18 protein-coding genes are annotated in these 25,942 nt (G+C 63.1%); 10 read left to right on the top strand and 8 right to left on the bottom strand.

The window, feature by feature from the left end:
• Window positions 1–48 precede the first annotated feature (48 nt).
• The 3 genes from ABVT36_RS02555 to malT all read right to left on the bottom strand — a co-directional run bounded on the left by ABVT36_RS02555 (window position 49) and on the right by malT (window position 5,695).
• Window positions 49–810 carry a L,D-transpeptidase family protein gene (locus tag ABVT36_RS02555; protein ID WP_368455120.1) on the bottom strand — a complete coding sequence of 254 codons (762 nt, stop codon included), beginning with the start codon at window positions 808–810 and terminating at the stop codon, window positions 49–51.
• Window positions 811–1,238: 428 nt separating this feature from the next.
• Entirely contained in the window at window positions 1,239–2,882 is a 1,644-nt protein-coding gene (locus ABVT36_RS02550; protein WP_368455119.1) for an alpha-amylase family glycosyl hydrolase, read from the bottom strand.
• Window positions 2,883–2,974: 92 nt separating this feature from the next.
• Complete coding sequence (gene malT, locus ABVT36_RS02545; RefSeq protein ID WP_368455118.1) at window positions 2,975–5,695, bottom strand: HTH-type transcriptional regulator MalT; 2,721 nt, start codon at window positions 5,693–5,695, stop codon at window positions 2,975–2,977.
• Window positions 5,696–5,918: 223 nt separating this feature from the next.
• Here malT and ABVT36_RS02540 point away from each other — a divergent pair, with 223 nt between their 5' ends.
• The 7 genes from ABVT36_RS02540 to ABVT36_RS02510 all read left to right on the top strand — a co-directional run bounded on the left by ABVT36_RS02540 (window position 5,919) and on the right by ABVT36_RS02510 (window position 10,874).
• Window positions 5,919–6,815 (top strand): hypothetical protein, encoded by an 897-nt coding sequence (locus ABVT36_RS02540; RefSeq protein WP_368455117.1) that lies wholly within the window; start codon window positions 5,919–5,921, stop codon window positions 6,813–6,815.
• 120 nt (window positions 6,816–6,935) lie between these two features.
• Window positions 6,936–7,586, top strand: coding sequence for an MBL fold metallo-hydrolase (locus ABVT36_RS02535; protein ID WP_367149648.1), 651 nt, complete (start codon window positions 6,936–6,938; stop codon window positions 7,584–7,586).
• A gap of 45 nt (window positions 7,587–7,631) precedes the next feature.
• Window positions 7,632–8,060: a hotdog fold thioesterase gene (locus ABVT36_RS02530; RefSeq protein ID WP_367149646.1), complete on the top strand. Its 429-nt coding sequence runs from the start codon at window positions 7,632–7,634 to the stop codon at window positions 8,058–8,060.
• Window positions 8,060–8,767 (top strand): M48 family metallopeptidase, encoded by a 708-nt coding sequence (locus ABVT36_RS02525; protein WP_368455116.1) that lies wholly within the window; start codon window positions 8,060–8,062, stop codon window positions 8,765–8,767. Before ABVT36_RS02530 ends, ABVT36_RS02525 begins: the two co-directional genes overlap by 1 nt.
• 358 nt (window positions 8,768–9,125) lie before the next feature.
• Entirely contained in the window at window positions 9,126–9,494 is a 369-nt protein-coding gene (locus tag ABVT36_RS02520) for a DUF2750 domain-containing protein (protein ID WP_368455115.1), read from the top strand.
• A gap of 52 nt (window positions 9,495–9,546) precedes the next feature.
• On the top strand, window positions 9,547–9,939 hold the full coding sequence (locus ABVT36_RS02515; protein WP_367149642.1) for a VOC family protein: 393 nt from the start codon (window positions 9,547–9,549) through the stop codon (window positions 9,937–9,939).
• Window positions 9,940–9,944: 5 nt separating this feature from the next.
• The gene (locus ABVT36_RS02510) at window positions 9,945–10,874 is read left to right on the top strand and encodes an SDR family oxidoreductase (protein WP_368455114.1); all 930 of its coding nucleotides are present in this window, start codon (window positions 9,945–9,947) and stop codon (window positions 10,872–10,874) included.
• Between the two features lie 29 nt (window positions 10,875–10,903).
• On the opposite strand, the gene mnmH is transcribed toward ABVT36_RS02510, so the two are convergent.
• The gene (gene mnmH, locus ABVT36_RS02505) at window positions 10,904–11,986 is read right to left on the bottom strand and encodes a tRNA 2-selenouridine(34) synthase MnmH (RefSeq protein WP_368455113.1); all 1,083 of its coding nucleotides are present in this window, start codon (window positions 11,984–11,986) and stop codon (window positions 10,904–10,906) included.
• 85 nt (window positions 11,987–12,071) lie between these two features.
• Here mnmH and ABVT36_RS02500 point away from each other — a divergent pair, with 85 nt between their 5' ends.
• A complete protein-coding gene (locus ABVT36_RS02500) occupies window positions 12,072–13,955 on the top strand; it encodes an SLC13 family permease (RefSeq protein ID WP_368455112.1) in 1,884 nt (627 codons plus the stop codon).
• A gap of 19 nt (window positions 13,956–13,974) precedes the next feature.
• Here ABVT36_RS02500 and ABVT36_RS02495 read toward each other — a convergent pair whose 3' ends face one another.
• Entirely contained in the window at window positions 13,975–14,421 is a 447-nt protein-coding gene (locus ABVT36_RS02495) for a CBS domain-containing protein (protein ID WP_367149638.1), read from the bottom strand.
• 679 nt (window positions 14,422–15,100) lie between these two features.
• Between ABVT36_RS02495 and ABVT36_RS02490 the strand changes: the two genes are divergently transcribed.
• A complete protein-coding gene (locus ABVT36_RS02490) occupies window positions 15,101–15,571 on the top strand; it encodes a hypothetical protein (protein WP_367149637.1) in 471 nt (156 codons plus the stop codon).
• Between the two features lie 334 nt (window positions 15,572–15,905).
• Here the strand turns inward: ABVT36_RS02490 and cobB are convergent, their stop codons facing one another.
• The 3 genes from cobB to selD all read right to left on the bottom strand — a co-directional run bounded on the left by cobB (window position 15,906) and on the right by selD (window position 20,451).
• Window positions 15,906–16,622, bottom strand: coding sequence for a Sir2 family NAD+-dependent deacetylase (gene cobB / locus ABVT36_RS02485; protein WP_368455111.1), 717 nt, complete (start codon window positions 16,620–16,622; stop codon window positions 15,906–15,908).
• A 71-nt stretch (window positions 16,623–16,693) separates the two neighbouring features.
• Window positions 16,694–18,001, bottom strand: coding sequence for an NAD(P)/FAD-dependent oxidoreductase (locus tag ABVT36_RS02480; protein WP_368455110.1), 1,308 nt, complete (start codon window positions 17,999–18,001; stop codon window positions 16,694–16,696).
• Window positions 18,002–18,135: 134 nt separating this feature from the next.
• Complete coding sequence (gene selD / locus ABVT36_RS02475; protein ID WP_368455109.1) at window positions 18,136–20,451, bottom strand: selenide, water dikinase SelD; 2,316 nt, start codon at window positions 20,449–20,451, stop codon at window positions 18,136–18,138.
• Window positions 20,452–20,643: 192 nt separating this feature from the next.
• Between selD and ABVT36_RS02470 the strand changes: the two genes are divergently transcribed.
• Complete coding sequence (locus ABVT36_RS02470) at window positions 20,644–25,800, top strand: DUF748 domain-containing protein (RefSeq protein ID WP_368455108.1); 5,157 nt, start codon at window positions 20,644–20,646, stop codon at window positions 25,798–25,800.
• Window positions 25,801–25,942: the final 142 nt, after the last annotated feature.

Genomic DNA, 25,942 nt, shown 5'->3' with positions numbered 1-25,942 from the left:
TATACACCCCGGCCTTTTTGGTTGCGGAATCCGAATTGCCAGCCTTCATCAGGGCACCACGCTGACCTTGGTGCCCATGGGCGCATTGGCGAAGAAGACCTGCGCCATATGCCAGGGCAGCCGTATACAACCGTGGGAGGCGGGATAGCCGGGCACATAGCCAGCGTGCATGGTGATAGCGCCGTTGATACGCATCATGTAGTCCATGGAAGCACCGCGGAACACCGAGCCGGGAGGGCGTCGGTGGCGGCGTACGTCCACATTGCTGCGCAGCACATAGCCCCGCCGGCTCACATAGTGGCCGTAGAGGTTGGAGCGGTGGTTGAGTTTCTTTTCCGACACGCGAAAGCTGCCGGTGGGGGTGCGGTGGCCGGCCATACCGGTGGAGACCGGAGACATGCCCACCAGGCGGCCGCCCTTGTAGAAATAGGCCGCCTGCTCGCTCAGGTCGATACGGATGTGCGCCGCGCCGCCGCCCGCACCGTGGCGCCACCAGGACCGGGCCGTGTACCGGGAAGCACCCTGTTGCATATGGCGGGGGTTGCGGTAGGAGCGGTTATAGCGCCCACCGTAGTTGTTGGAGTTGCGATAGTAGCGGTGGCCGCGGTAGCCGCGGGGATTGCGGTAGGCACGGCCGTGGCGCGCATTCTGTTGGTTCAGTTGTCGGTAGTACTCGCGCACATAGGGCGGTGGGTTGTTGGGGTCGCGGTAATCCCGGCCTTGCGCTTCCGGCGTCATCAGGGATGTACCGCCGAGAAGCAGCAGCGCGACCAGTGAAGATCGGGTTAACAGTGATGAACGGCTTTGCATTGCGCACCTCTCTGTTGGGCAGAAACGGCGAGTTGCGAGCTGCAGCTTCGGCACGCGCCGTCGCGGGGCACAAAGTGACCCGGCGCCGGAGCGGCGTGGCAACAGGCATTGATTTCCCCAGTACAGCGCCGGTGTCTCCCGACTTGTGCCGCTGAATGGGCCCGCAGTGGTCGCGACCGCAACGGGTGCGAACGATGTTAGGGTGGCGCAAATTGCCCCATTACAACGAATGAGTATGAATGGCGCTGTGGATAGTCCGAAAGAGACGCTGGCGGATCCCAGGGGGAGCTGGAAAAGCGCTAATGCCATATCCGGGCTTGTCGAAAGTAGCCGTTGGGCGGTGGCAGGCGTAAGCCCTTGAAAAGCAAGCGATTCCGCGCACTTGCACAGATTTTTCAAGGGCGACAATCCAATGGATGAGAGATTGTCTATTGGCTTATGGGGCGGCGCAGTACCCGCGCGCCGGCCAGGGGCAGGTCCAGTTGGCCGGCACTGCAGCGGCCGGGCAGTATAGCGGGGGTGATGTCCTCAGCGTCGGCAAACCGGGCCGGCAGGGTCAGGGTTTCGTCGCCGGCGCCTAGGTTCAGGGCCACGAAAAATTCTTCGGTTTCAGCGCGGCGACAAAATAACAGCAGCGCGTCGCCGTCTTCGATGACTTCCTGTTCCGCCACCGCGAGCCCAGGCCACTGGCGATGCCAGTTGAGCAGGGCACGAAACTGGTTCAGCGTCGAGCCCGGGTCTTCTTCCTGAATACTCACCGCCTTGCCGCGATGCACCGGCGGAACCGGCAGCCAGGGCTTGACCCTGGAGAAGCCGGCGTTGATCTCGCCGTGGTCGACCCAGGGCATGGGGGTGCGGCAGCCGTCGCGGCCCTTGAACTCCGGCCACAGGCTGATGCCGTAGGGGTCGCGCAGATCCTCGAAGGCGATATCGGCCTCCTCCAGGCCGAGTTCCTCGCCCTGGTAGAGACACACGCTGCCGCGCAGGGTCAGTTGCATCAACAGGAACAGCGGCAACCGGGCCCTGGCCTGTTCGTTGCTGAAGCCTTTGTTCCAGCGGGTCATGGGGCGCGGTACATCGTGGTTGGCGATGGACCAGCAGGGCCAGCCCTGAGCGATTACGCGGCGGTTCTTGTGCAGGGTTTCGCGCAGAAAGTCGGCGTTGCAATCCTCCGCCAGCAGGTCGAAGGAATAGGCCATGTGCAGCCGCTTGCCACTGGTGTAGTCGGCCATGATCTCCTGGGTTTTGTCATCGCACACTTCACCCATGGCCACCGTGCCCGGATACTGCTCCAGCAGCTGGCGCACCCGTTGCAAAAACAAAAGGTTTTCCGGCTGCGACTTGTCGTAGACATGCCACTGGTAGCGGTAGGTGTTGACGGGCGGCAGCCCCCTCTCGTCCAGTGCTGGCGGTCGGGGGGGGTTGTCGGCCAGGGACTGGTGGTGGAAAGCGTGATTGATGGCGTCCAGGCGAAAGCCGTCCACACCCCGGTCGAGCCAGAACTTCAGGTCCGCCAGCAGCTGCGCCTGAACTGCCGGGTTGTGCAGGTTCAGGTCCGGTTGCTGTTCGAGGAAATTGGTCAGGTAGTACTGGCGGCGGCGACTGCACCAGCGCCAGGCAGTACCGCCAAAATTGGACATCCAGTTGTTTGGCACACTGCCGTCCGCTTTGGGGTCGGCCCAGACGTACCAGTCGGCGCGGGGGTTGTCTCGACTGGAGCGGCTCTCCCGGAACCAGGGGTGCTGATCGGAGGAGTGGCTGAGAATCTGGTCGATAATGACTTTGAGATGGCGCTGGTGGGCCGCCTCGATAAGGCGGTCGAAATCGTCCAGGTTGCCGAACAGCGGGTCCACGTCCCGGTAGTCGGATACGTCGTAACCGAAATCCGCCATGGGGGATTTAAAAAACGGCGATATCCAGATGGCATCGACCCCGAGAGACTGCACATAGTCGAGTTTCTGCGTTATACCGGCCAGATCCCCGATACCGTCGCCGTTGGCGTCGCAAAAGCTGCGCGGGTAGATCTGGTAGATAACACTGTTGCGCCACCATGCGGTGCTTTTACCACTCATGACTACTGCCCTAAGGATTGTCGCTTCCAGGATTGATTATGGCGCTACCCGCCGGGGCTGTGCCTCCTCCCCGGGTGGGGGAGGAGAGGACGTCAATCCAGGGGCCGGTCCTGGATCGAGCGCAGCATCTGTTCCGCCAGGGCTATGGCCTCCTGCCGGTCCTTGACGTCCAGCTTTTGGTAGAGGCTGCGAATGTGGGTCTTGATGGTGCTCGGTGCGACTTTGAAATGACGGGCGATGCGCTCGTTCGAGAGTCCGGAGTGAATGGCATTTAACACCTGCCACTCCCGCGGGGTCAGCGGGGAGTGGCGCAGAAAGTCGGGTATTGCGTCGCTGTCGAGTATCTCGCGGATAATGGTTTCATCCAGCTCGATGCGGATGCCGCCGTCCAGCTCCGGCTGCTGTTGCGCCAGGCGGATCAGCCCCTGGGCCTTGTCGCGCTGCGCATCGCTGAGATCCCGGTCCGGCAGTGCTTTCAGGATGACGATCAGCGGCTTGCCCAGCTGCAGGAAACTGGCGGTAAAGTCCCGCTCCACGGCGATGCCCAGCGCCTCGCGCATGGCGTCCAGAGCGTTGTCACGCTGCCCGCGCAGCCACAGTAGCTGCGCTTCCAGCACCAGGTTGCGCAAACTGTCCGTGACCAGCCCACACTCGCTCGCCATCTGCTGCAGGCGGCTCAGCAGCCGGTTGGCATCGGACCAGCGGTGGAGTTCGATCAGGGCGCGCACATGGTTGCGCCCGTGGCACTGTTCAAAGTGGTTGCTGGGGCGGTCGGACACCGGCTGCGCCTGCTCCAGCCAGGCGGCGATGTCGGCCTGCTGGCCCAGGGCGCGCCAGACGCGGATTCGCACGGCGTCCGCGTTGGCGACCCAGTCGCGATGATAGCGCTCGCCCGCCAGCAACCGGTCGATACGCGCCAGCCACTCCAGGGACTCGCCGCGCTCGCCCCGGGCAGCCGCCACCTTCAGCAGGGTGGTGTATTCCGGCAGCAGCCAGCGCTCCCCTACCTTGCGGTTGATCTGCATACCGCGGCGGGCGGAATTGGCGGCCGCGTCCAGGTCGCATCTCTCCCACTCCAGCAGGCTGCGTAGCCGGTAGATAAATTCCGAGATCGGCAGGCTGCCCAGCCGCTGGTCTTCCACCAGCTGGTGGGCGCGTCGCTGCAGTGCGGCGGCCTTTTTCCACAGGCCCTGGGCGATGGCGATCTCGGCCTGCTGGCAGATGGCCCAGGCGGCGCTGGGGTAATCCTGTTCCGCTACTGCCAGTGCCTCCACTTCGAGCAGGTGGGTGTTGGCGGTCTCCACCTCGCCCAGGCAAAAACCGGTTTCGCCGGTGACTAACAGGGCGGCGATACGCTCGCCGAGCTGCTCCGGCCGCAGCAACCCCAGGGCCTCCTGGGCGTATTCCTTTGCCTGCAGAGTCTGGCCGCGGGCCACGGCGGTCTGGGCGCGCATGGTGGCAAAGGCGCCCTCGAAGTCGCGCCACTGCCCGGGGTCCTCCCGCTGCAACCAGCTCTCGGCGGCGGCGAGGAATTTTTCGCACTGGGGGTATTCGAAATTGTCCCTGGCCATCTTGGCGGCCAGCAGGGTAAAGCGGGCGCTGCGCTGCAATTCGCCGGGCCCCAGCCAGCGCAGACAGTCGTTGAGCAGGCGTGTCTGCCCCTCGCGCAGAAACTGTTCGCCACGCTCGCTCAGGAGTCGCTGCAGTCGCTCGCCATCCTCCGCCGCGCGGGCGTGGCGCAGCGCTTCCAGGGGCTGGTGCAGCTGCAGCCAGGTGTCGCTGGCGCGGCGGTGCAGATCCTGCACGCGGCTCGCGTCGGTGAGCTGGCGCTGCAGGAAGCGGGCGAAGACCGGATGGTAGCGGAACCACTGGCGGCTGGAGTCCTGAGCCTGCAGAAAGAGACCCCGCTGAGCGGCCTGTTCCAGCAGCAGCTGTCCGCCGCTCTGGCCGCTGAGCGCCTGTGCCAATTCAGCGTTGATCCGGGTGAGAATCGAGGTACAGGCGAGCAGTTCGCGCAATTCCGGTTCGAGTCGTTCCAGCACTTCCTCGGCCAGGTAGTCGAGGATATGGCTATGCCCCTGTTCCAGCTCGCCCAGGTAGCGGTCCACCGCCTGGCGGTCGCGCACGGACAGGGCGAACAGCTGTACCGCCGGCGGCCAGCCCTCGCTCAATTGCAGCAGCTGTTCGACGCGATCGCTTTCCAGTGTGAATGGCAGGCGTTGCTGCAGCAGCTGTGCAATCTCCCCGCTGTTGAGCGCCAGTTCGGCGCTGTCCAGTTCCAGCAGGCGCCCCTGCACCCGCAGCGCGGCCAGGCCCAGCGGCGGCTGGCTGCGACTGGTGAGGGCGATGCCCACGCCGGCAGGGGCGTGTCGCAGCAGGAAGCGGGTGGCGCTGTGTACTTTGTCGTTGTCGATATGGTGATAATCGTCCAGCACTATGCGCAATTCACTGGGCAGGCTGCGCAGCTCCGCCAGCAGCTGGCTGATCATCAGCGCCGGGTCCGGACGCTGCTGTGCAGCGAGCAGGGCGTGGGTCTCGGGTACGCCATTGCCGGTGGCCCTGTGCACACTCTCCACCAGATAGCGGCAGAACTGGCCGGGGTCATTGTCGCTGGCATCCAGGGAGAACCAGGCGATCGGGGATTCCAGGCCCGCAGCCCAGGAGGAGATCAGCGTGGTTTTACCGTACCCGGCGGGTGCCGTGACTATCAGCAGCTGGTCAGCGGAGGTTTCCCTCAACCGCGACAGCAGGCGGGGTCTTTCCAGCGTGTGTTCGGGGCAGTCGGGGAGGCTGTATTTCGAGGTCAGTAACATCGCTCAGCGCGGATCGCTCGCATGGATTGAAGTGGTGGCCACATTATGCACCAAGAAACCGGTTTGGCTATTACTGCCGCCCACCCCGGGGTGCGTGACCGCTCGCTTTTCAACTGTCGGTCTAAGTGTTACTTTCACTCGATTCAGCGGTGCCGGCTTTCTAACAATAACGAAAGGCACTGAACGGTCTTCCTCAGTGCCACAATATCTATCAGGGGCGAATATGGCCGATATAGTCATCCTGGCGGCACAGGGTATGGGTGCGGTGGACGAGAACTTTGCCGAACCTCTGTTTACCGCACTGCGGCATGGTCTTGAGGATGAAGACTGGTCGCGCTTGTACTGCGGCAGCATTCTGTGCAAGGGACATCTGCAAAACAACATCGAGCGGGTGGGTGAGGTGATGCAAAAGCGCGATATGGATTTCATACGCGCGCGCAAATTCCTGCTCCACGGTATGGCCGAAAGCGCCGCGCAGCTGCAGGATATACAGCAGCGCGGCGGCAACTACGACAAGGGCCAGCAGGCGATCTACGCCGGTTTGGAGAAGGCCGCTGCCGCGGCGGGCGACCAGGCGCCGGTGATACTGCTGACCCATTCAGTGGGTTGCGTGAACCTGTCCAACTACCTCTGGGACGCACAGCGCCCCACCGTCAACCACGGCATCTGGCGCGACGGCGGCCCGCGGGGCGTGCACAAGGGGTCGGGGCGGGATCTGTTCCTGCGCTTCAAAACTCTCAGCCATTGGTACACCCTGGGGCCCACCAATCCGCTGTGGTGCGCGGGCCTGCCGCGGGACCAGATCCAGGCGGTCACTGCGGATACCCGCGGTTATCATTTCCGCTGGAAGAATTTCTATCACCCGGACGACCCCTTCGGCTGGCCGCTAAAGCCGTTGAGTCCGTCGTACAACCAGGCGGTTTATCGCGACTACGAGACCCGGCCCTTGTCCGATTGGAGCGGCGGCCACTGGGGGCCGCAATGGACAGCCCACGCTGGCTACTGGGACAGTGCACTGGTACAGCAGGCGCTGTTGGAGGACCTGCGCCAGTTGTTAAAGAAGGCCGGCGACAGCGGCCGCTCCTCGCGCAGGGCTGGCGTTGTGGAGGCGGTAGTATAATATTGTCGCGCATATTTTCCGGCTAGCAGGTTGCTGCAAGGCTTCCCTGGCTTTTAAGCCCGGATTTGCGGCCTATGTCCGCAAGCTCTCCACGACAAATCAAGCAGTTACAGGCTCTAGATGGCTCTTCAATTTCACACGGTTCCGGTTACCCCGTTTCAGCAGAACTGTACCCTGTTGTGGTGTGAGGACACCAAGCGCGCAGCGGTGGTGGACCCCGGCGGCGATGTCGAGCGAATTCTCGCCGCGGTGGCGGAGCGCGGACTGAAGCTGGAAAAAATTCTGCTCACACACGGCCACCTGGACCATGTGGGTGGCACAGTGGAACTGGTGAAACAGTTGCAATTGCCTGTGGAAGGGCCCCACAAGGAAGATGCTTTTTGGATCGAGCAGTTGCCTTTACAAGCACAGATGTTCGGATTTCCCGCAGTGGAGGCGTTTACACCGGACCGCTGGCTGCAACAGGGCGACACAGTGACCCTGGGGGACGAGACATTGGAGGTCCATCACTGCCCCGGCCATACCCCGGGGCATGTGGTTTTCTTTTACCCACCGGGCAAGCTGGCGCTGGTGGGGGACGTGTTGTTTGCCGGTTCCATCGGCCGCACGGATTTCCCCCGCGGTGACCAGGATACTCTGATCCGCTCCATTACCGAGCGGCTGTGGCCACTGGGGGATGCGGTGCGCTTTATTCCCGGCCACGGCCCCATGTCCACTTTTGGCCAGGAGCGTCGCAGCAACCCCTTCGTGGCGGACAAGCGCTTTGGCTGAGAAGGGTGATGGGTGCGGCGGCAACCACAAGGAACCCCTGTAGAAATGGCAATCTGGAAGAGTCGGGCATCCCTTGAGGAACTGAACCTGTTGGTCGCCGATGTGATGCCCGGCCTGCTGGGCATGGTATTTACCGAGTTGGGTGACGGACACCTCACGGCCACCATGCCGGTGGACCGGCGCACCCGTCAGCCCCAGGGGATTCTGCACGGTGGCGCCAGCGTGGTGTTGGCGGAAACCCTGGGCTCCGTTGCCGCCAACCTGGTGGTGGACGCCGCGAGCTTTTACTGCGTCGGTCAGGAAATCAATGCCAATCACCTGCGCCCAGTGGCGGAGGGATTGGTGACGGGCACGGCCAGGCCGGTGCACATAGGGCGCAGCAGCCAGGTGTGGGAGATTCACATCAGCGACCCCCGTGGAAAGCTTTGTTGTATCTCCCGCATCACCATGGCGGTGGTGGCCTACCAGCGGTGATGAGCGAAGCGCAGCGGTTTACGTTTGCAGGCATACCCTATCGGCTGGTCCGTTCGACCCGGCGCAAACGGTTGGGTTTGGTAATGGCGGCGACAGGTGTGGAGGTGCGCATTCCGCAACGCTGCGCCGAGCGCCACGGACACCAGTTTTTGCGCGACAATATCCAGTGGGTGCGCGCCCAGCTTGTACGCGCTGATGAGCGCGCGCGGGAAATCCCCTCCTATCTCTACCAGTTGGGTGAAACTATTCCCTGGCTGGGGCGTGCACACCGTTTGCAGCGCGCTGCAGACCCTGCCGACAGCGGAGTGAAAGACGGCGTCCTGGCGGTGTTCACCCAGGCGCGGGAACCGGATGCCGCACAGCTGCGCCCGGCCCTGCACCGGCTGTTGAAGCGCGAGGCGCTGGCGCTGCTGACAGACAAGTCGCAGGAACTGGCGGCCCTCACGGGGGTGCAGTTTTGCGCGGTGAAAGTGCGGCGCACCAAGACCAAATGGGGTCATTGCAGCCTGGGCGGCGAACTGCAATACAACTGGCTGGTGTGCCTGGCCCCGGAGGCGGTGGTGGATTATCTGGTGGCACACGAGGTCAGCCACCTGCACCATCACAACCACAGCCGTGCCTTCTGGCGGCAGGTGGAGAGTGTCTGCCCAAACTACCGCGAGCTGCGGCGCTGGCTGCGCGACAATGGCCACCGGCTGGTGGTCTAGGGAACCTCTGATTAAGTCAGTACTGTCTCAGCGGAGCCTGTGGCACCGCTTGGCAAGGCGCTGCGCGAAGGTCAAGGCTGGTTGTCCTTGACGAGCGGAGCAACAAGGTCCAAGTGGCGCCACAGGCCCGCCCTGCGGGGCTTTGCCTCGAGTCCGCCCGCTGCGTTGCAGCCGCTTGAAAGGTAACCAACATTCCTGCGCGACTGCGCCTAACTGGCGAACTCGACGCAAAGCCTGAGATTGCACTGACTTAATCAGAGGTTCCCTAGGGCCTGTGGCACCGTTTGAAGCTGCTGGGCCCTTACCCAGTGGCGCCGATCTGACGTACACTGCGAAAAACTCCCGAGGTCCCGGTGCCATGCAAGTCGAGCCCCTGACAGACGATTTCGAAGCCAACTGCGCGCGCTTTCTACCGGAGGCGACCGCCCAGGGCTGTGTCTGGGCACTGCAGGGGGAGGAGGGATTCGCGCTGTGCGAATCCGAGCGACATCCGCAAACCGATGTCATGCCCTTCTGGTCCCTGCAGGCTTTTGCCGAGGTGCACGCAGGTGGCGAATGGAGTGGCTACCAACCGGTTGCCATAGCCCTGGAGGAATTCATGGACGACTGGCTGACGGGTATGCACGAGGATGTTCTGCTAGTGGGCATCAACTGGAACGGCGACCTGGAGGGTGTGGAGCTTGAGCCGCTGGACCTGCTGGAACAGTTGGAGCAGGCGCTGTCCTGAGTGGGAGCCTCCCCGAGCGGGGGGAGAAAACAACAAGGCACGAGGTCTCAGGATGGGACAGTTTCTCGGTTTGCGCACGGTGATTTACGGTGTCACGCGGATCGCCGACGCCAGGGCCTGGTACTGCGAATTGCTGCAGCAGGAGCCCTATTTTGACTCTGAGTGTTATGTCGGCTTCAACGTCGGTGGCTATGAGCTGGGGCTGAATCCGGACGCTCGCAGCGCCACCAGCCGCGCGGATGGCGTGGTCGCCTATTGGGGTGTCAGCGATATGGCCGCCCAGGTCGAGCGTATCAGCGCCCTGGGGGCCAGGCAGCACAGCGAGGTGGTGGATGTGGGGGATGGCATTCTGATGGCGACTTTCCTCGATCCGGACGGCAATATCTTCGGGATCATAGAGAACCCTCACTTCCAACCGGGGGTAGGCGAGACACAACCGGAGTAGTTTCTGTGAGCAAGGCACCGGCGTCCAGATTTCGCCCGTCCGATCACCAGTTTGCCGCCGACAGCCTGGCGCAGATAGGGCGGGGCTATGTGGTGCCGGATAGGGTCGCACTGATCACCGGCTGCTCCAGCGGCATCGGGCGCGAACTCGCACTGGCCCTGCACCGCCGCGGCACCATAGTGATCGCCACTGCGCGGCGCCCGGAGAGCCTGCAGGAACTGGCGGACCTGGGCATTGCCACCGAGGCGCTGGATGTGAATTCACCGGCCGATATCAGTCGGGTGGTGCACGCCCTCCGGGCCGCCTACGGCCGTCTCGATATCCTCATCAACAACGCCGGCTACGGACAGATGGGGCCGCTGCTGGAGTTGGATACCCGCGTCCTCGAACACCAGTTCCACACCAATGTTTTTGCACCCATGGCACTGATCCGCGCCTGCACCCCGCTGATGCGCTTGGCGCGGCGCGGCATCATCTGCAATATCGGTTCCGTGTCCGGCGTGGTGCCGACCCCTTTCTCCGGCGCCTACAGCGCCTCCAAGGCGGCGCTGCACTGTCTCTCGGATGTGTTGCGGCTGGAGCTGAAACCTTTCGGGATACGCGTGATGACGGTTCAGCCGGGCGCCATAGCGTCGGAGTTCGGCCGCCATGCGGAAGTGTCCCTGCGCGGTTTGCTGGCGCCGGACTCCTGGTACAAACGCCAGGAAGAGGCGGTGCGCGCGCGTGCCCAGCTGTCGCAGCAGGACGCCACCCTGGCCAGTACTCTGGCGCGCAGGCTGGTGAGCGAGCTGCTGCGCAAGCGCCCCCCGGCAGTGGTGCGGCTGGGGAACAAAAGCCGCCTGTTGCCGTGGATGGTGCGCTGGCTGCCGCGGGGTCTGCGGGACTGGATCATGGCGCGGCGCTTTGGGTTAAACCGCAGCGCGGCCAGCCCCTAGCAGGCCATTTTAATGTCAACAGGCCCTGGCTAGGAGCCTGTCGCCAGCCACTGGGCGACTTCATCGAAGTCGCCGCGAAACAGAATTTCTCCGGGCTGCTTCTGCATCAGATAGTCGTAGGCGCCATCGTAGTAGTCCGTCAGCAACGCCATCACCAGCGGGATAAAGGCTTCGGTGGTGCCGTTTTCACGCAGCTCGCGGTTGGCTTCCTGCAACTGGGCGTCCAGTTGCCGGTGGCGCAGGTCGCCGAGCCGCTTGCGAATCCGGCCCAGGCTCTCTCTCAGTTCCTCTCCCAGGGCCAGTTCGGGGCCCTGATCGGCATCCGCAAAGCGCTCCAGGGCATCGGCGACGTAATCGCGGACTATGCGCCGCGCGCGTTTTTCCACCGACTCCAGCACCAGCACCCTGGGCGCCGCCGCCATGGCCTGCTGCAATACCGGCGGCAGTGCGCAGCGGCCGATCAGGCGGCTCTCGTCCTCGACAAAGACAGGTCCTCTGCCCTGCGCGAGTTTCAGCAGGTCGATGCTGACCCGGTTTTCAAAATCGATCTGAGCCGGTTGCGCATGTCGGGTGCGGCCGAAACTGGAGCCACGGTGGTGGGCTATGCCCTCCAGATCCAGTGCGCGGCCGGCGCGCCGGATCAAATCCGTCTTGCCACTGCCGGTGTGGCCGCCAATCACCACCAGCGGTAACCCGGCGCAATGTGCTTCCAGCTGTTGCAGCAGAAAGGCGCGCATGGCCTTGTAACCACCCTCCACCAGCGGCATTTCGATACCGCTCTGCCGCAGCAGTTGCTGGGCGGTGCGCGAGCGCAGGCCGCCGCGGAAACAGTAGAGGTGAGCAGCCCGGTGGCGGGTTGCGAAGGCGCGCCACTGCGCCAGCCGCTGCGCCAACACCCCCTCGGTGGCCAGCTTCCAGCCCAGCGCCACCGCCGCCGCCTGGCCGGCGCGCCGGTACTCGGTACCCACCAGCTCGCGCTGCCGGTCGTCCAGCAACGGCAGGTTGCGTGCCTGGGGAAAGGCGCCGCGCGCGAATTCCACCGGCGCACGCACGTCCATCAGCGGAGTATCGTCGAGAAAAAGCTGTCGATAGTCAGCCGTGTTCTGGCACAAATTACACCTCCCAATTTCCCCCGCCAGTGTAACCTGAATGCATGGGTTTCTCTCCTGTCACCGGCGTGGGTAAGAAGTGCCGCTTATGACCGCAGCTCAACTGATCATCCTGGTGATTCTCGCTGTTACCGTGGCCCTCTTCATCTGGGGGGCCTGGCGGCACGATATGGTGGCCCTCGCATCCCTGCTCGCCTGTGTCTTTACCGGCCTGATCGATCCGCAGGACGCCTTTGCCGGTTTTGCCCACCCGGCGGTGGTTACCGTGGCTTGTGTACTGGTGCTCAGCCGCGGCCTGCAGGGCACCGGGGCACTGGATGCGCTGGCCCAGCGGATGATTCCCAGCGGTGGCGGCAAGGTGCTGGCGATCGGTGCGCTCACCGGCGTGGGAGCGTTGCTATCGGGATTTATGAACAATGTCGGTGCCCTGGCGCTGCTGATGCCGGTGGCCGCGGATGTGGCGGAGAAGCATGAATTGCCGCCCGGCAAAGTGCTGATGCCCCTTTCCTTTGGAACCATCCTCGGCGGCATGACCACTCTCATCGGTACGCCGCCAAACCTCATAGTTTCAGGTTTTCGAGCCACCGCCGGGGTCGGCAGCTACGGCATGTTCGACTTCACGCCGGTGGGGCTGGTGGTGGCTATGGTGGGGGTGCTGTTCGTGTGCCTGATCGGCTGGCGGCTGGTGCCGGCACGGGGTCAGGTGGGTGCCGCCACTTTTGATACTGGCACCTACCTTACCGAGGCATTGGTGGGGGAGAAGAGTGCCGCCGCGGGCAAAACGGTGTGGGAGATCACCCGCCTGCTGGTGGAGGAGGACGCGCAGGTGGTCGGTATAGTGCGCAACGACGCGCGGGTTGCCGCCGCCCGCGCGGGGCAGCGTGTCAACGCCGGTGATATTCTCGTGATCGAAGCGGAGCCGGAGGCGCTTGCATCGGTTATATCGAGCCTTGGTTTAACCCTGGCCGGGGGCCCCGCCCAGGGCGATGCGCAAAAGAGGACGCGGGAGGCGGAGGCCAGGGGCAGTGCGGGGAAGTCCGTCGCGGCGGACGCCGACGGGAAAATAAGAGGCGCGACCAAGCGCGGCAAGGAAAGGGACAGAGCGACCGGTGGCGAAGAGGTGCAGTTGCGGGAACTGGTGGTGATGCCGGATTCGTCCCTGATCGGCCGAACCGTGCAGCACCTCCACCTGCCCAGTCATTACGAAGTCAATTTGCTCGCCCTGTCCCGCCAGGGGCGGCGCACTGTGCGGCGACTGCGTTCCACACCGCTGCTGGCCGGGGACGCGCTGCTGATGATGGGCACCGACGACGACATCAATACGTTGGCCGCCGACAAGGGCTGTGTGCCGCTGGCGTTTCGCGATATCAGTATCCCCAACAAGGAAAAGGCGGCGGTGGCACTGGTGGCGATGGCCCTGGCGGTGGCGGGGGCCACCTTCGGCCTGCTGCCTGCCGCCATCTCCTTCGCCACCTGTGTACTGGCTTTCATGGCCCTGAAAGTGGTGCCCTGGCGGGGTGTCTACGACGCCATCGACGGCTCTGTGCTGGTCCTTCTGGGTGCGCTGATCACCGTGGCGGAGGCGATGGAGACCACCGGCGCCGCGGACCTGGTGGCCCAGGGCCTGTTGGATACCCTGGCTCAGGGAGAGCCGCTGGTGGCGCTGGTGCTGATTCTGGTGATCACTATGACCCTGTCGGATTTTATGAACAACGCCGCCACGGCAGCGGTGATGTGTTCCATCGCCATCGGTGTCGCGGAGCAGCTACAGGCGAATCCGGACAGTTTCCTGATGGCGGTGGCCATAGGCGCCTCCTGTGCGTTTCTGACCCCGGTGGGGCACCAGAACAATATGTTGATACTGGGTCTGGGGGGCTTCCGTTTCGGCGATTACTGGCGCATGGGCCTGCCGCTGGAAATTCTGGTGGTGCTGGTCAGCGTGCCCATGCTGTTGTGGGTGTGGCCGCTGTAACTGCGGCCGGCGCCAGCTGTCAGGCGACGGAGTCGTCCACCGGTTGCGCCAGCTCGGCGAGATAGTTGCCACAAAAACGCAGGGCGTCGGTGACTGTGACAATGCCCGCCAGGTCGCCCTCGCGCATCACCAGGACCGAGCCAATACCGGTATCGGCCATCGCCAGCAGTATGCGGTCCAGGGGGTCGTGAATGTCGGCTATGTAGGGGCGTCGCGCACAGAGGTCGGAGACATAGAGTTGCTGTTCCTCCAGCCGGTGACCGGGGGAACTGGCCCGTTCGATATTGTTGCGGGATATGACCGTTTCCAAGTCGCCATCGCGGGTCACTGGCAGATGGTGCACATTGTGTTCTTCCATCAGCGCCAGCGCCGACTCCGCAGTGGCGTTAATATCGATATGGTAGGGAAACGGCGTCATTAGTGCCGCCAGGGTCGGAATATGGTGCATATCTCGCTTTCTGGACATGGCATCTGGAGCTGTTGTGGTTCGAATTGAAGCTTAGGTCAGTAATGGCGTTCGACCAAGCTTCAAATATCACATGTATATCACAGGTGGCACATATCCCCTTATCAAATGATAATTGCCGGCTACAATAGTGTCATTAGCGGTTGATATCTGACGCAAAGCCCTTATTATGCGCAACGACGACCAGGAGAATTTACTTGCAGTCGGTCGTGGTGCCTTGAATGTTTTGCGTAAGGCGACTCCAAACTCCGGAAAGCGAAGTAACGGTAACGGTATTGCAAAGGCTCATGTGGTTATATCAGTGCCGTTAATTCCACTGACAGTTTAATTAGGATGATACCCGTATAGCCATTGCATATTGCAATCGCGACGTCAATACGGTTTTGTCCGCAATGACAATTGCTGTTAATCCGGGGATCAAATAAGTCGTATGTGACTTATCTGATGATCGCTCTTGAAATACCGGCGTAATCCCGAGGATTTGCCTGTATTTCAGGGGTCAGCCGGCATTTGGCTGGTTGTGGCACCGCCCTGTGCCGCGTTGATCCGACGAGTGGTTTGTTTGTCGGGTCAATAACCCGGGCAAATGTTCGTTATTACGAATAGCCGGGCCGCAGTCAGGTGGTGCCCGGAATTTATACTTAATTATCAAAATTATGGTCCCAATGAGGTTGTTTTAATGTTTCAAGAGTACGATCAGATCGAGATGCAGATTGCTGAACACCAGGCAAAGATCGAGGAATTGCAGGAGCAAAAGGCCCTGGCGGAACACAGGAAGGCGGGTGTGATCGCTTTTGATAAAGCACTGGTAAACCTGGCAGCCGAATACAAAATGGAGGAGGAGGAGCTATACGTCGCGCGCGGGGAGCAAATCGTTGAATGGCTGGTGGCGCAACTGGATAATGAAAACGCGCCGGATTATGTCCAGACCCTGAAGACGCGTGTGGCCCGCTCGCTTAAGAGAAGCAGCGAAACGCCCCGCCGTAAACGCGCCGCGACCGCCAAGCCGAGTGAGCCAAAACTGGAGACCGGCCACTATCGCAATCCCTATACCGGTGCCACCATCGAGAAGAAAAAGCGCAATCCCAAGCAATTGAACGAATGGATCGAGGAGCATGGTCTGGAAACTGTGCAGGAGTGGAAGATCTGAATTCCCGGGCCAGGTAGGGCAATCAAATAGATTTGTATAATTATTTTATTAATGCGGCACCCTAATAAGGTGTCGCATTAATAGGGTACCAGGATATGCCGCCGCTGAAAGGCTGGTGTAGTTGGTAGCGGATTGCTTCCATTTTGCCATTTCGAAACCAAACTGCGCGTTGTAAACCCTAGCAGGTTGTTGAAAAGGGTATCCTGCCTTTTTCAACACACGAAAAGCGAAAAATGTGATTTTCACTTTTCTCCCAAAATCAACGACTTAGGCGTCGCCGATTTTGCCGGAACATCCATATTCCGGTAGCAGACTGTCCAGCGCGACGGTTTTTCTATGGGTTGCGGGGTTCCAGTAACTGCTGGACAAATGTTTCCACCACTTCTGAGGCGGGGCCGTAGCGGTGCTCGGCGAAAGCATCGCCCACCTCGGACCGCTCCAGGTTCAGTTCGACACTGTGGGCTCCGGCCAAGTTAGCGCATTCGACGAAACCCGCCGCCGGGTACACATTGCCGGATGTCCCTATGCTGACAAACAGGTCGCAGCGGCTCAGTGCTTCATATATCCGCTCCATTTCCAGCGGCATTTCACCGAACCAGACCACATGGGGGCGCAGGGTGCCGGCCAGTTGGCAGCATTGGCACAGGGCTTCTGTGGACAAGTCTTCCCGTAACGGAAACAGGGTGCCGCTGCTGCTGCAGCGGGCCTGCAACAGCTCCCCATGCATATGGATCAGATTGTGACTGCCGGCGCGCTCGTGCAGGTCATCGATGTTTTGCGTGATCAGTAAAAACTCGCCGTTAAATTCCCTTTCCAGTCTTGCCAGTGCCCTGTGGGCGGGGTTGGGCGCCGTGTCCCCATACAACAGCTGCCGGCGGCGCGCATTGTAAAAACGCTGTACCAGTGCCGGGTCGCGCAGGAAGGCCTCCGGTGTGGCCACATCCTCAAGGCGGTGGTTTTCCCACAATCCGTTGGCGTCGCGAAAGGTGCGGATGCCGGACTCGGCGGAAATCCCGGCGCCGGTCAGGACCACTATCTGCTGGTATTGCATTTGCTCTCCGGGGTGCAAGGCCGGGGTGACAGAACGGCGCCCCGGCGTTGGATGGGATTCTAGCGCGCTACTCAGTGCAGTTTCAGCGGCGGCTTCACAAAGCGGTTGGCCTGGCCGATCAGGTAGATCAGCATCGCCTTGGGCCAGCCGTGTATCGCCGCCAGGTGCATACGGTAGAGGGAACGGTAGGCGAGACCCGCCAGACGCCCCTCGATGGTCAGGCTGCCCTTTACCAGCGCGCCCATCAGGTTGCCCACCGCAGTGTACTTGCTGAGGGACACGAGAGAGCCGCGGTCGCGGTAGCGGAAAGGTTGCAGAGGCCGGCCTTCGATCCTGGCGATGAGATTTTTCTCCGCAGTGACCGCCATTTGCTGGGCGGATTGGGCGCGGGGTGGCACCCGCTGCGAGGCGCTGTCGATACAGCCGGCACAGTCCCCGATGGCGAAGATATCCGCATCGGTGATGGAGACCAGCTCGGGGGTGACTTCTATCTGGTTGAGGCGGTTGGTAGCCAGCCCGTCCAGCTGTGAAAGGAAGTCGGCGGCTTTTACCCCGGCGGCCCAGAGACGCAGAGAGGCTGGAATGAATTCCCCCTCCGTAGTGACCAGCCCCCTGTCGTCGGCCCGCGCCACGGTGCAGCCGGTCAACACACGCACACCCAGGCGGCTCAGCTCGCGCTCGGCATTGTTGCCCAGACGCGGCGGCAGCGCCGGCAGCAAGTGGGGCCCGGCCTCGAGCAACGTCACCTGCAGCGAACCCCGCGGGATATGTCCGTAGCGGCCGATTTGGCGCGTTGCATCCATCAGCTCCGCGGCCAGTTCCACCCCGGTGGCCCCACCGCCGACAATGGCGACTTGTATTTGCTCGGTGATGTGGGTTTCCAGCTGCAGGAACCGGTCCAGCAACTGGCGGTGGAAACGGCGCGCCTGTTCGGCACTGTCCAGAAACACACAGTGCTCCCGCACACCGGGGGTATTGAAATCGTTGCTCTGGCTGCCCAGTGCCAGCACCAGCAGGTCGTAGGGGATTTCGCGGGCCGGGACCAGCTCGCGGCCATCCTCGTCCTGCACCGGCGCCAGTTCGATGGCTTTGCGTTCCCGGTGGAGTTTTTGCAGCGCGCCCAGTTCAAACCGGAAGCCGTTGCGCCGCGCGTGCACCTGGTAGTTGAGGGCGTCCAGGCTGGTGTCCAGTGCCCCGGTGGCGACCTGGTGCAGCAGGGGTTTCCAGATATGGGTGCGGTTTCTGTCCACCAGGGTCACACTGGCCACCGGTGTCTGGAGGCGCCGCTTCAGCAGGGGCGAAAAGCTGAAGTAATGGCCCAGGCGGGTGGCCAGTTGCAGGCCGCCGGCGCCACCGCCGACGATCACGATATTTTTCATTGGGGGTCTCCCTGTCGATTACCTAAATCCGACTCCCACAGCGAAGATAGCGGTGCAGTTTTGCCGCCGATAACGGCCGGGCTTTCGCCCAACAGCTTTGCTCCCAGATTATCGGGGTCCGGGCCTGCCTTACTTCACCGGCTGGGGGGGTAATTGTGGGTTAGCAGCTGCCGCCAGTCGCCGCTACGCAGCAACCGTACAGGCCGCTGGTTGGATGCGTCATCCTCCCGGTCGGCCTGGTTGATTTCAGTGACACATCCTACAATGGCAGCGCTTTCCAGTCCCGCCTGGTGCAATTCCCGCAGGCATGCCTCCGCCCCGGCCGCGGGTACGGCGGCCAGTAACCCACCGCAGGTTTGCGGGTCTATCAACAGCGCGGCCTGCGGTATGCACCGCCACTCCTGGGGGTTGGCAATGCGGTCCATGGCCTCAGCGTTCTGTGGCGCCAGGCTGGAAAGCCAGCCCTGTTCGATGCAATAGGCAGCGCCTTCCAGCACCGGCAGCCGGTCCGCAATCAGCGTCACGTGCAAATCGACCCGGTCGCCCAGCATCTCCAGCAGGTGTCCCAAGAGTCCAAAGCCGGTGACGTCGGTCATGGCGTGAGCGCTGTGGGCAGCGAAAACGCGGGCGGCCGTGTCGTTACTTTGCAGCATGGAATCGATCGCCCGGGCGACCCAGCGGCCCTGTGCCTGGCCCTGTCCCTCAGCGGCGAAAATAGTGCCGACCCCCAGGGGTTTGGTGAGGATTAGACAATCGCCAGCACGCAATCCGGTCTTCTCCACAACCCCACCCGGCTGCGCCAGTCCATTCACTGTGAAACCCAGTTGCAGATCCGTGCCTTCCGCGGAGTGGCCGCCGCTCAGGACACAGTGGTGTCGGTTGAGTTCGTAAACTGCCCCCCGCAGCAACTGGTACAGGTCCCGCTGGGTGAGTTCCGCGGCGGCGGTGGGCAGGGTCGCCAGTGCCTGGGCGGCAATGGGCTGAGCGTGCATTGCGAACAGGTCCGACAGTGCGTGCAGCGCCGCCAGGCGGCCGCATAGCCAGGGGTCGCTGACCGGCGCCCGCAACTGGTCGGAACTCTGTACCAGCAGCTGGTCCGGGGGCAGCTCCATGACCGCGGCGTCATCGCCGACTCCACGCAGCAGGTAGCGCGACTGTTGCCGGGGCAGGCGCCGGAGTGCAGCGGACAGAACCCCCGCCCCGATTTTTGCGCCGCAACCATTGCAGCGCATAGCTGCCAGACTGACTCCCTCCCGCTGATCGATACCCTGCCGGGGGCGCGGTTGAGACGCCCCGGCGGTGGATTCGCTCATCGACACTGGCAGATCGCTGAAGCGGTGCATGAATTTTTGATCGATGGCGTCTTTCCAGCGCCAGGGGAGTTCACCCGCGAACGCCAGTCCGTTGCGCACCGCGACCGCGCGCCTGCCGCCGCAGGACAGCAGGCTCAGAAAGCGTCTTTGCGGGCGGTATTGCCGCGCGGGGCTATTGCTGAGGGCGGCGCGCAAATTGTGAAATAACACAGGTCCCTGGCGCACAGCATAGACCCCCGCCTTGGGCAGCGGAGAGGCGGCAAAACTGGCCACATCACCGACGGCGAAAACCGTCGTCTGCCCCAGTGCGCGCAGCTGCGTATCCACCAGAACGAAGCCGCGCTGATCCAGTTCCAGTCCCGAGTCCGCCAACCAGGCCGGCGCACCGGCCGGTGTACACAACAGCACCTCATCCAGGTGCAGCGGCTTGCCTCTGTCACTGATCAGGCCCTCGGCGGTGATGGCGGACACTTTCCAGTTGCGGTGGACGTGCACCCCTAGCCGGGTCAGCTCCCGCGCCACCAGCCTGCGGGCCATGGGCGGATAGCCTTGCGGTATCTGTTCACCGGAGTGAATCAGGTGGACCTGCACAGCGCCGGTCTCCAAAGGTTCCCGCAGTGCCCAGGCCAGGGCCATGGCCAGTTCGCAACCGCCGGCGCCGCCGCCGACGACGCCCAGGCTGGTGGAGGTGGGGTTTTCTCTCAGCCGCTGTTGAAGGCTTTGCCAGTGGGCATAGAAACGGCCGACGGGCTTGATCGGAGTGGCATGCTCAGCGCCGGGCAGGTTCTGCACCGGCGTCGAGCCCACGTCCAGCGACAGCAGGTCGTATTCCAGTTCCGGGCGCCCCTGCAGGTGAATTCTCCTCCGCACCGGATCGATATGCTCCGCCGCCGCGCGGATAAAGCGCGCTCCCGCCGCCCGACACAGCCGCATTAAATCGATATGGGTTTGGTCGAACTCGTAGTGCCCCGCGATCAGGCCCGGCACCATGCCGGAGTAGGGCGTCTGTATCTGCGGCGAAACCAGGGTCAGGCGTGCGCCCGGCAGCGGGTTCATGGCCCACATCTGCAGCACTATGGCGTGGGCGTGTCCGCCGCCTACGAGGACCAGGTCCTGATAATTTGGGTGCGCCTGCATCAACTGTCGTCTCCGTCTGGGTTCGATCGGTTCGGCACCTGCCACAGGGGTCGCCACAAGTGCGGGTGCATTATGGCGAAAAGGAAGCGGTGGCCCCAGTGGCGCTGGTCTTTAATTAAGTGGCACAAGTGCAGCCGCGACTTGCGTGAAATTCATTTCTGTAAGCCTTAACTGATAATGCCAACACCCTATATGGCTAATTCGACACACCGTCATGTGCGCCTGTTGTGGTGGCTCCTGGGTCTGTTGCTGGTGGTCGGTGTCCTAAACATTATGGCCGGCGCCCTGTTGGTGAACCGTCTGGAAGCCTGGCTGGAACAACGCGGCTTGACGCTGGAGGTGGGGTCTCAGCAGCTGTTTCTGCCCGAATTGCGTGTGCAGATGCAGGGGGTGTCTGTGCGCGGTGCAAGGGGGAAGCGATTCACTGCCCGCGAGCTGATGCTCGATTACAGCTGGTGGCAACTGTTGCGCGGGCGCCTGCGCGCGCAGGAGGTCTACCTGCGGGGCGTATCCATGGAACTGGAGTCCAGCCCCAGTGAATTTGGACGGGCCTGGGATATCGGTGGCTGGTCGCTGGTGCCGGGCGGCGAGCGGCGCGACCGCAACCTGCGCCTGGAGATCGGGCGGCTGGATATTCGCGACAGCCGTGTTTGCTATCGACACCGACCCCAGTGGTCCACCCCGAGCTGTGTGGGTGTTGGTCAACTCAGCGCCGCAGACTGGGTGCTGGACATGCGCCGCAGCGGCGACCAGCGCTTGCAACTGCAGCTGGGCGCGGATGCAGTCGACCTGCGCGACCTGCTGGCGGAGGAAGCGGGCAGCGGGAGGGCCGACGCCGTGCTGGTGCGGGCGCAGTTGTCGCGAAGTTTTTTTACCTGGCCCGACAACCGGATCTCCGTCGGCCATGCGCGCTTCAGCCGGTTTGGCAGCTGTCCGCCTCAGCGCTGGGCCGATGCACTGCCGGCGCTGGGGCGTTTGATCGGCCACTGCGCCACCGCCCGGCGGTTGCAACTCAGCGGGGGGGCTGAGTTTGGTTTTGGTCCCGGCGCCGAGGTGCGCTGGCACAGTGCCGAGGGGCGGGACCTGGTGCTGCGCTACCAGAACCGCCGCTGGCAGAACTGGCGCGCCGGCTCGGTGGCGATCGGTGATTTTTCCTATGTGCGTGCGCAAAAAAAACTCCATTGGCAGCTCGGCCTGGCGCGGGAGTTCGACTGGTGCCCAAAACAGTGGCGCAACCACCGGCAGCACTTTTGTGTGCGCGCTGGCAAGCTGCAACTGCCGTCTCCTGTAAGTTTCGACTGGAAGGATTCCCTCCTTGTGGCGGTGGGACCCGGCCGCCTGCGGCGAACGCAGGTACTGGACGTCGCCGGGGACAACAGCGACCCCTTCACCGTCAACGCCGTGCAACTGGAGGGTGTCGGCTACCGCGCCGCCAGCCGTCAACTCTCCCTCTCGGGACTGGACCTGGACAGCGCCGCCGGCTGCCTGCCGGGGCGTCTGTCGCAGGGGGATTTTTACTGTCTGCGGCTGGAGAGTTTGCACGGGACTGAAGGTCTGGATCTGCGTTTCCCTTCCCGGGCCGCAGACAGCTCCTGGGGGCTGTCCGGTGGTCCCCTGCAGTTGGCCGGGTTGTGGTTGCAAAGGGGCGGTGAAACACAGTTGCAGTTGCGTGCGCTGCATTGGCGGCAGATTGATGCCATGCGCGGTGAGGGTCCTCTGTTGTTGCAGGACTTTTCCGCGCAACTGTTGCGGGGATGTGTCCCGGCCGGGATCTGGGGGCAGGTCGACGAGCCCCTCTGTGCCGATGTCAGTGCGCTCAGTGGCGATGGGGGCTTTGTCTGGCAGCCGGGAGCCAGGGGTTATTGGGTAATGGGTGAATTGCGCGCCGAAAGAGCGCTGTTTGCCGATAGCTTGCGGGGCCAGGGGGGCCTTTTAGTGGAGAAACTCCACACCGGGGCGGGGTTCTATCGTGTGCGGACCGGTGCCAAGGGCCTCTGGCAACATTCCCCCGGGCTTGCGTCCGGGACAGTTGCGGGTGCGGCCGGAACTCGCTCCAACACCGGTGTGCCGGGGGCGGAAAAGGGCCTGTTGCCGGAGGAGCTGGAGCGGCGCCGCGCCCGGGGCAGTAAGGCGGCCGGTGGGCCAGGTTCGATTGCGGACCCCAGCGCCGAGCTGCACAGTCTGTCCCTGTCGCGGGTATCCGGCTGCCTGTCGCGGGGCTGGGCCGAGGCTTTGTACCGGGATTTTACCCATATGCCCACCTGTGTGGACCTGATTAATCTGCACCAGCGCCGGCCGTTGCGACTGGCCTGGAACCGGGCGGGGGAGGATACGGCAGCCGGTTTTGCGCTGGAGGGGGCGGAGTTGTCGCTGGATGAGGCCAGGGCGCGCAGCTACGGTGGCGAGCAGCTGCTGGAAGTGCAGGCGTTGCGCATGCCGGCAATGCGCCTGGGTTATGCCCCCGGGGACTTTCGCTTCGAAGCGCCGGACCTGTCCCTGCAGCAGTTGGAAGCCTGTCGGCCCGGTGGCATGGCGATGCCGGGCAGTATTCGCTGTGTTGAGGTGCGGCGCGTCCGCGCTGGCAATCCCTTTGCGCTTGTGGTGAGCCGCCGGCAGGTGGTCGCCAAGGTGACGGAATCCTCTGTGTACCTTATTAGGGCGACAGATATAGATGGCACCGAGCTACTGGGTATGGAGCGGCTGCTGGTGCCGCGCTTGGAGGTGGCCTGGCACCGGCAGAGCGACAGCCCCGCTGAACTGGCGGTGGAAAAACTCTCACTGGAAAAACTGCACGGCTGTCTGCCGCCCGCCGGCGATACGGAAGGGACGACCTACTGTTTGAGTTTGCGACAGTTAAACACTACCGGGAACAACGGGTTCGAAATGGCGGACATACAGCTGCGTTCCGCGGTGGATAAGGAGGCCTGGAGTGTCGCCGGTCTCGCGGTGGGCGGGCTTACCCTGTCCCCACAGGCGCTTGGGTTTGGCGCTGTGCAGCTGACGGACTTGCGGGGATGTGGCGGCGCCGGGTGGCCCTCCACCGATTCGCCGGAGGCCTGCCTGGAAATACAGAGTCTGCACTTGCAGGCGGGCAGCCGTATAGGCTTGGCCGACGGCCTGCCACCGCTGCAGTTGGCGGCCCTGGAATCATCGCCGCTGGTCTACCCTGCCAGCGGTGAAGGCGACACGCAGCTGTCGCTGCAGAGTATTTCCTGGACACAGATGCAGTGGCTCGGCGAAAGCCGCTACCGCTTGCAGGATTTTGCCCTGCGGGACTTGAATGGCTGTTTGCCGCCCTCTGCCGGTGGCGACCGGCGGCGCTGTGCCGCCTTGAGAGAGTTAGGGCTGGCCGGTACCCAGACACTGTCCTTGGAAGCGCCTTTTTCGACCACCGGGGTGATTTCCGTGCGTGAAGCCAGTATCGGCAGTGGACCGGATGCCTGGCGGATTGAGGAGGCCTACCTGGAGCAGCCGGTGCTGGACCAGAGCGCGGACCGGGTCCTGAGCGGCAGCCTGAATCAGTTGCGCGGCTGCGCCACCTTAGTCGGCCCGGCGGGCCGGCGGATGCACCCCTGTTACCGGATTGGTCCGGTCCGTTTCGCTGCTGTGGAGCGCGTCGACTCCCAACTGGTGGTGCGCGACCTGGCGGTGGATGGAGTTCAAGTGACCCAGGCCGATCCTCCACTGGGGCTGCCCGCCCCGCTGTTGCAATTGGGCGCAATGGAGCTGGTGCGCCTTACCATCGGAGATATGGGGGTGGAGGTGGCCGGCATGCGTGTCGCAAATCTGGCAAGCTGTATACCCAATGGGGTTTTTGCGCGGGTGAACCACTGTGTGTCCGCGGAACGCCTGGCCGCGAACGGGCGTATGGCGGACGGCGGGAAGTTTTTCCTGCAGGAGTTGCAGCTAGGGGAATTGCAGCTGCAAAACCACACTGGATGGCAACTGTCGGAATTGCAGTCCGCCAGGTTGCAGGACTTCTCCTGGGATGGCGACAAGCTGACACTGGCCCTGTTACAGGCGGCAGACCTGAAGTTGATCGCTAGGCCAGCGCGCGGAGCTGAGGCTGAGAGGGATCCCTGGGTCATCGAAGTGGGGGGGCTGAGCATGGAACAGCTGCGGTACGGGCGCAGCGGCCGGGCACTGCAGCTGTCCCGTATCGCCCTGGGACAGCCCAAATTGATACTGGAGCGGGACCGGGATGGACATCTGCCGGTGAGAGCCGGCTTTGCGGCGCTGACCGGGGGGGACAGCCGGGCGGACAGGCCCGCGCGGGAGGCGGGGGGGCCGCGGTTCCGCTATCGCCTGGAGGAACTGGCGGTGCAAGAGGGGAATTTTGTCTGGCTGGACCGTTTGGGTGAGTTCGGTGCCCGGGTGCCGGTGGACGGCATAAACCTTTTATTGCGCGGGGCAAGCAATTACCCGCACCACGCGCCCGCGAGACTGTTCGTCAGCGGTCATCCGGGGCAGCAGGGGAAACTGCAGGTGCAGGGGGAAATCGACTATCTGGCAAATAAAAAGTGGGATGCGAGCCTTAGCGGTTATCTGCTCAACGCCAATCTGATTCCCGCCACACCTTATATTGCCAATCTGCTCGGGTTTAAGATTTTGCAGGGGCAGATGGACGCACAGTTCGAAATTGCAATCCGCTCCAACAAGGTGGACGCCAGCGTTGACATCACGCTGCACAAGCCGCGGGTACGGCGGGTGCGCGACAGCGACCAGTTGCAGGTGGAGTCCAGCATGATACCGCTCAACGTGGCCTTGCTGTTGCTGGAGGACGGCCAGCAGAACGTCAAATTTTCCATGCCCGTTAGCGGCGATCTGTACGACCCGAAATTTTCCTTCAGCTTTATTTTCAGCCACCTGCTGCAACAGGCTATCCTCGAGACCCTGTTCAGCTATTTCACACCCCTGGGCTTTTACACCCTGGCGAAACGGGCCTGGGCCAGATTCCAGTGGGTGCGCATAGCGCCGGTGGACTTTGCCCCCGGTAGCGCAGAGCTGGATAACGACGCCAAAGCGCAACTGGCGCGGGCGGTCGAAATTTTGCGCAGGCACCAGGTGGCGCGCCCGGGGGTGTGCGGCATCGCCAATGCCCGCGACTGGCAGGCACTCTATCCCGGCCAGGCCGTCAGCCTGCGCGCCGCGCGCAAGGTGCGGGAGCGTTTTTACCGCGCGCCGAGCCCCGACAAGTATCGGGAGTTCGAGTGGCTGGCGGAGCAGAGGAGCCAGGCGGTAAGCCGCTATCTGTTGGATGGCGGTATACTCCCGGACCGGTTTATTCAGTGTGCGCCGGACTATGACGGCGGGGACTTCGGGCGGCCGCGGGTGGAGTTTTCCCGCTGAGAACGTCGCCGGCGGCCCTGGGGGTGGGATCTGGCCCGGCCCTGAACCCCGTGCAGCCGTCACTTCTGGCGCTATCGGCGCGGGGAATATCTGTATTCCCGCGCGACCCGCCGCCCTGCACTTTGAACCCTCCGTCAATCGC

It is taken from the genome of Microbulbifer sp. TYP-18, assembly GCF_040932045.1.
GTDB lineage: Bacteria > Pseudomonadota > Gammaproteobacteria > Pseudomonadales > Cellvibrionaceae > Microbulbifer.
The sequence above is the reverse complement of the archived record's forward strand: the minus strand, read 5'-3'. Positions and strand labels throughout refer to the sequence as shown.

Excerpts from the sequence above, each read along its gene's own strand:
- ABVT36_RS02555 (WP_368455120.1), bottom strand. The coding sequence starts at position 810 with ATGCAAAGCCGTTCATCACTGTTAACCCGATCTTCACTGGTCGCGCTG.
- ABVT36_RS02550 (WP_368455119.1), bottom strand. The coding sequence starts at position 2,882 with ATGAGTGGTAAAAGCACCGCATGGTGGCGCAACAGTGTTATCTACCAG.
- malT (WP_368455118.1), bottom strand. The coding sequence starts at position 5,695 with ATGTTACTGACCTCGAAATACAGCCTCCCCGACTGCCCCGAACACACG.
- ABVT36_RS02540 (WP_368455117.1), top strand. The coding sequence starts at position 5,919 with ATGGCCGATATAGTCATCCTGGCGGCACAGGGTATGGGTGCGGTGGAC.
- ABVT36_RS02535 (WP_367149648.1), top strand. The coding sequence starts at position 6,936 with ATGGCTCTTCAATTTCACACGGTTCCGGTTACCCCGTTTCAGCAGAAC.
- ABVT36_RS02530 (WP_367149646.1), top strand. The coding sequence starts at position 7,632 with ATGGCAATCTGGAAGAGTCGGGCATCCCTTGAGGAACTGAACCTGTTG.
- ABVT36_RS02525 (WP_368455116.1), top strand. The coding sequence starts at position 8,060 with ATGAGCGAAGCGCAGCGGTTTACGTTTGCAGGCATACCCTATCGGCTG.
- ABVT36_RS02520 (WP_368455115.1), top strand. The coding sequence starts at position 9,126 with ATGCAAGTCGAGCCCCTGACAGACGATTTCGAAGCCAACTGCGCGCGC.
- ABVT36_RS02515 (WP_367149642.1), top strand. The coding sequence starts at position 9,547 with ATGGGACAGTTTCTCGGTTTGCGCACGGTGATTTACGGTGTCACGCGG.
- ABVT36_RS02500 (WP_368455112.1), top strand. The coding sequence starts at position 12,072 with ATGACCGCAGCTCAACTGATCATCCTGGTGATTCTCGCTGTTACCGTG.
- ABVT36_RS02495 (WP_367149638.1), bottom strand. The coding sequence starts at position 14,421 with ATGTCCAGAAAGCGAGATATGCACCATATTCCGACCCTGGCGGCACTA.
- ABVT36_RS02490 (WP_367149637.1), top strand. The coding sequence starts at position 15,101 with ATGTTTCAAGAGTACGATCAGATCGAGATGCAGATTGCTGAACACCAG.
- cobB (WP_368455111.1), bottom strand. The coding sequence starts at position 16,622 with ATGCAATACCAGCAGATAGTGGTCCTGACCGGCGCCGGGATTTCCGCC.
- ABVT36_RS02480 (WP_368455110.1), bottom strand. The coding sequence starts at position 18,001 with ATGAAAAATATCGTGATCGTCGGCGGTGGCGCCGGCGGCCTGCAACTG.
- selD (WP_368455109.1), bottom strand. The coding sequence starts at position 20,451 with ATGCAGGCGCACCCAAATTATCAGGACCTGGTCCTCGTAGGCGGCGGA.
- ABVT36_RS02470 (WP_368455108.1), top strand. The coding sequence starts at position 20,644 with ATGGCTAATTCGACACACCGTCATGTGCGCCTGTTGTGGTGGCTCCTG.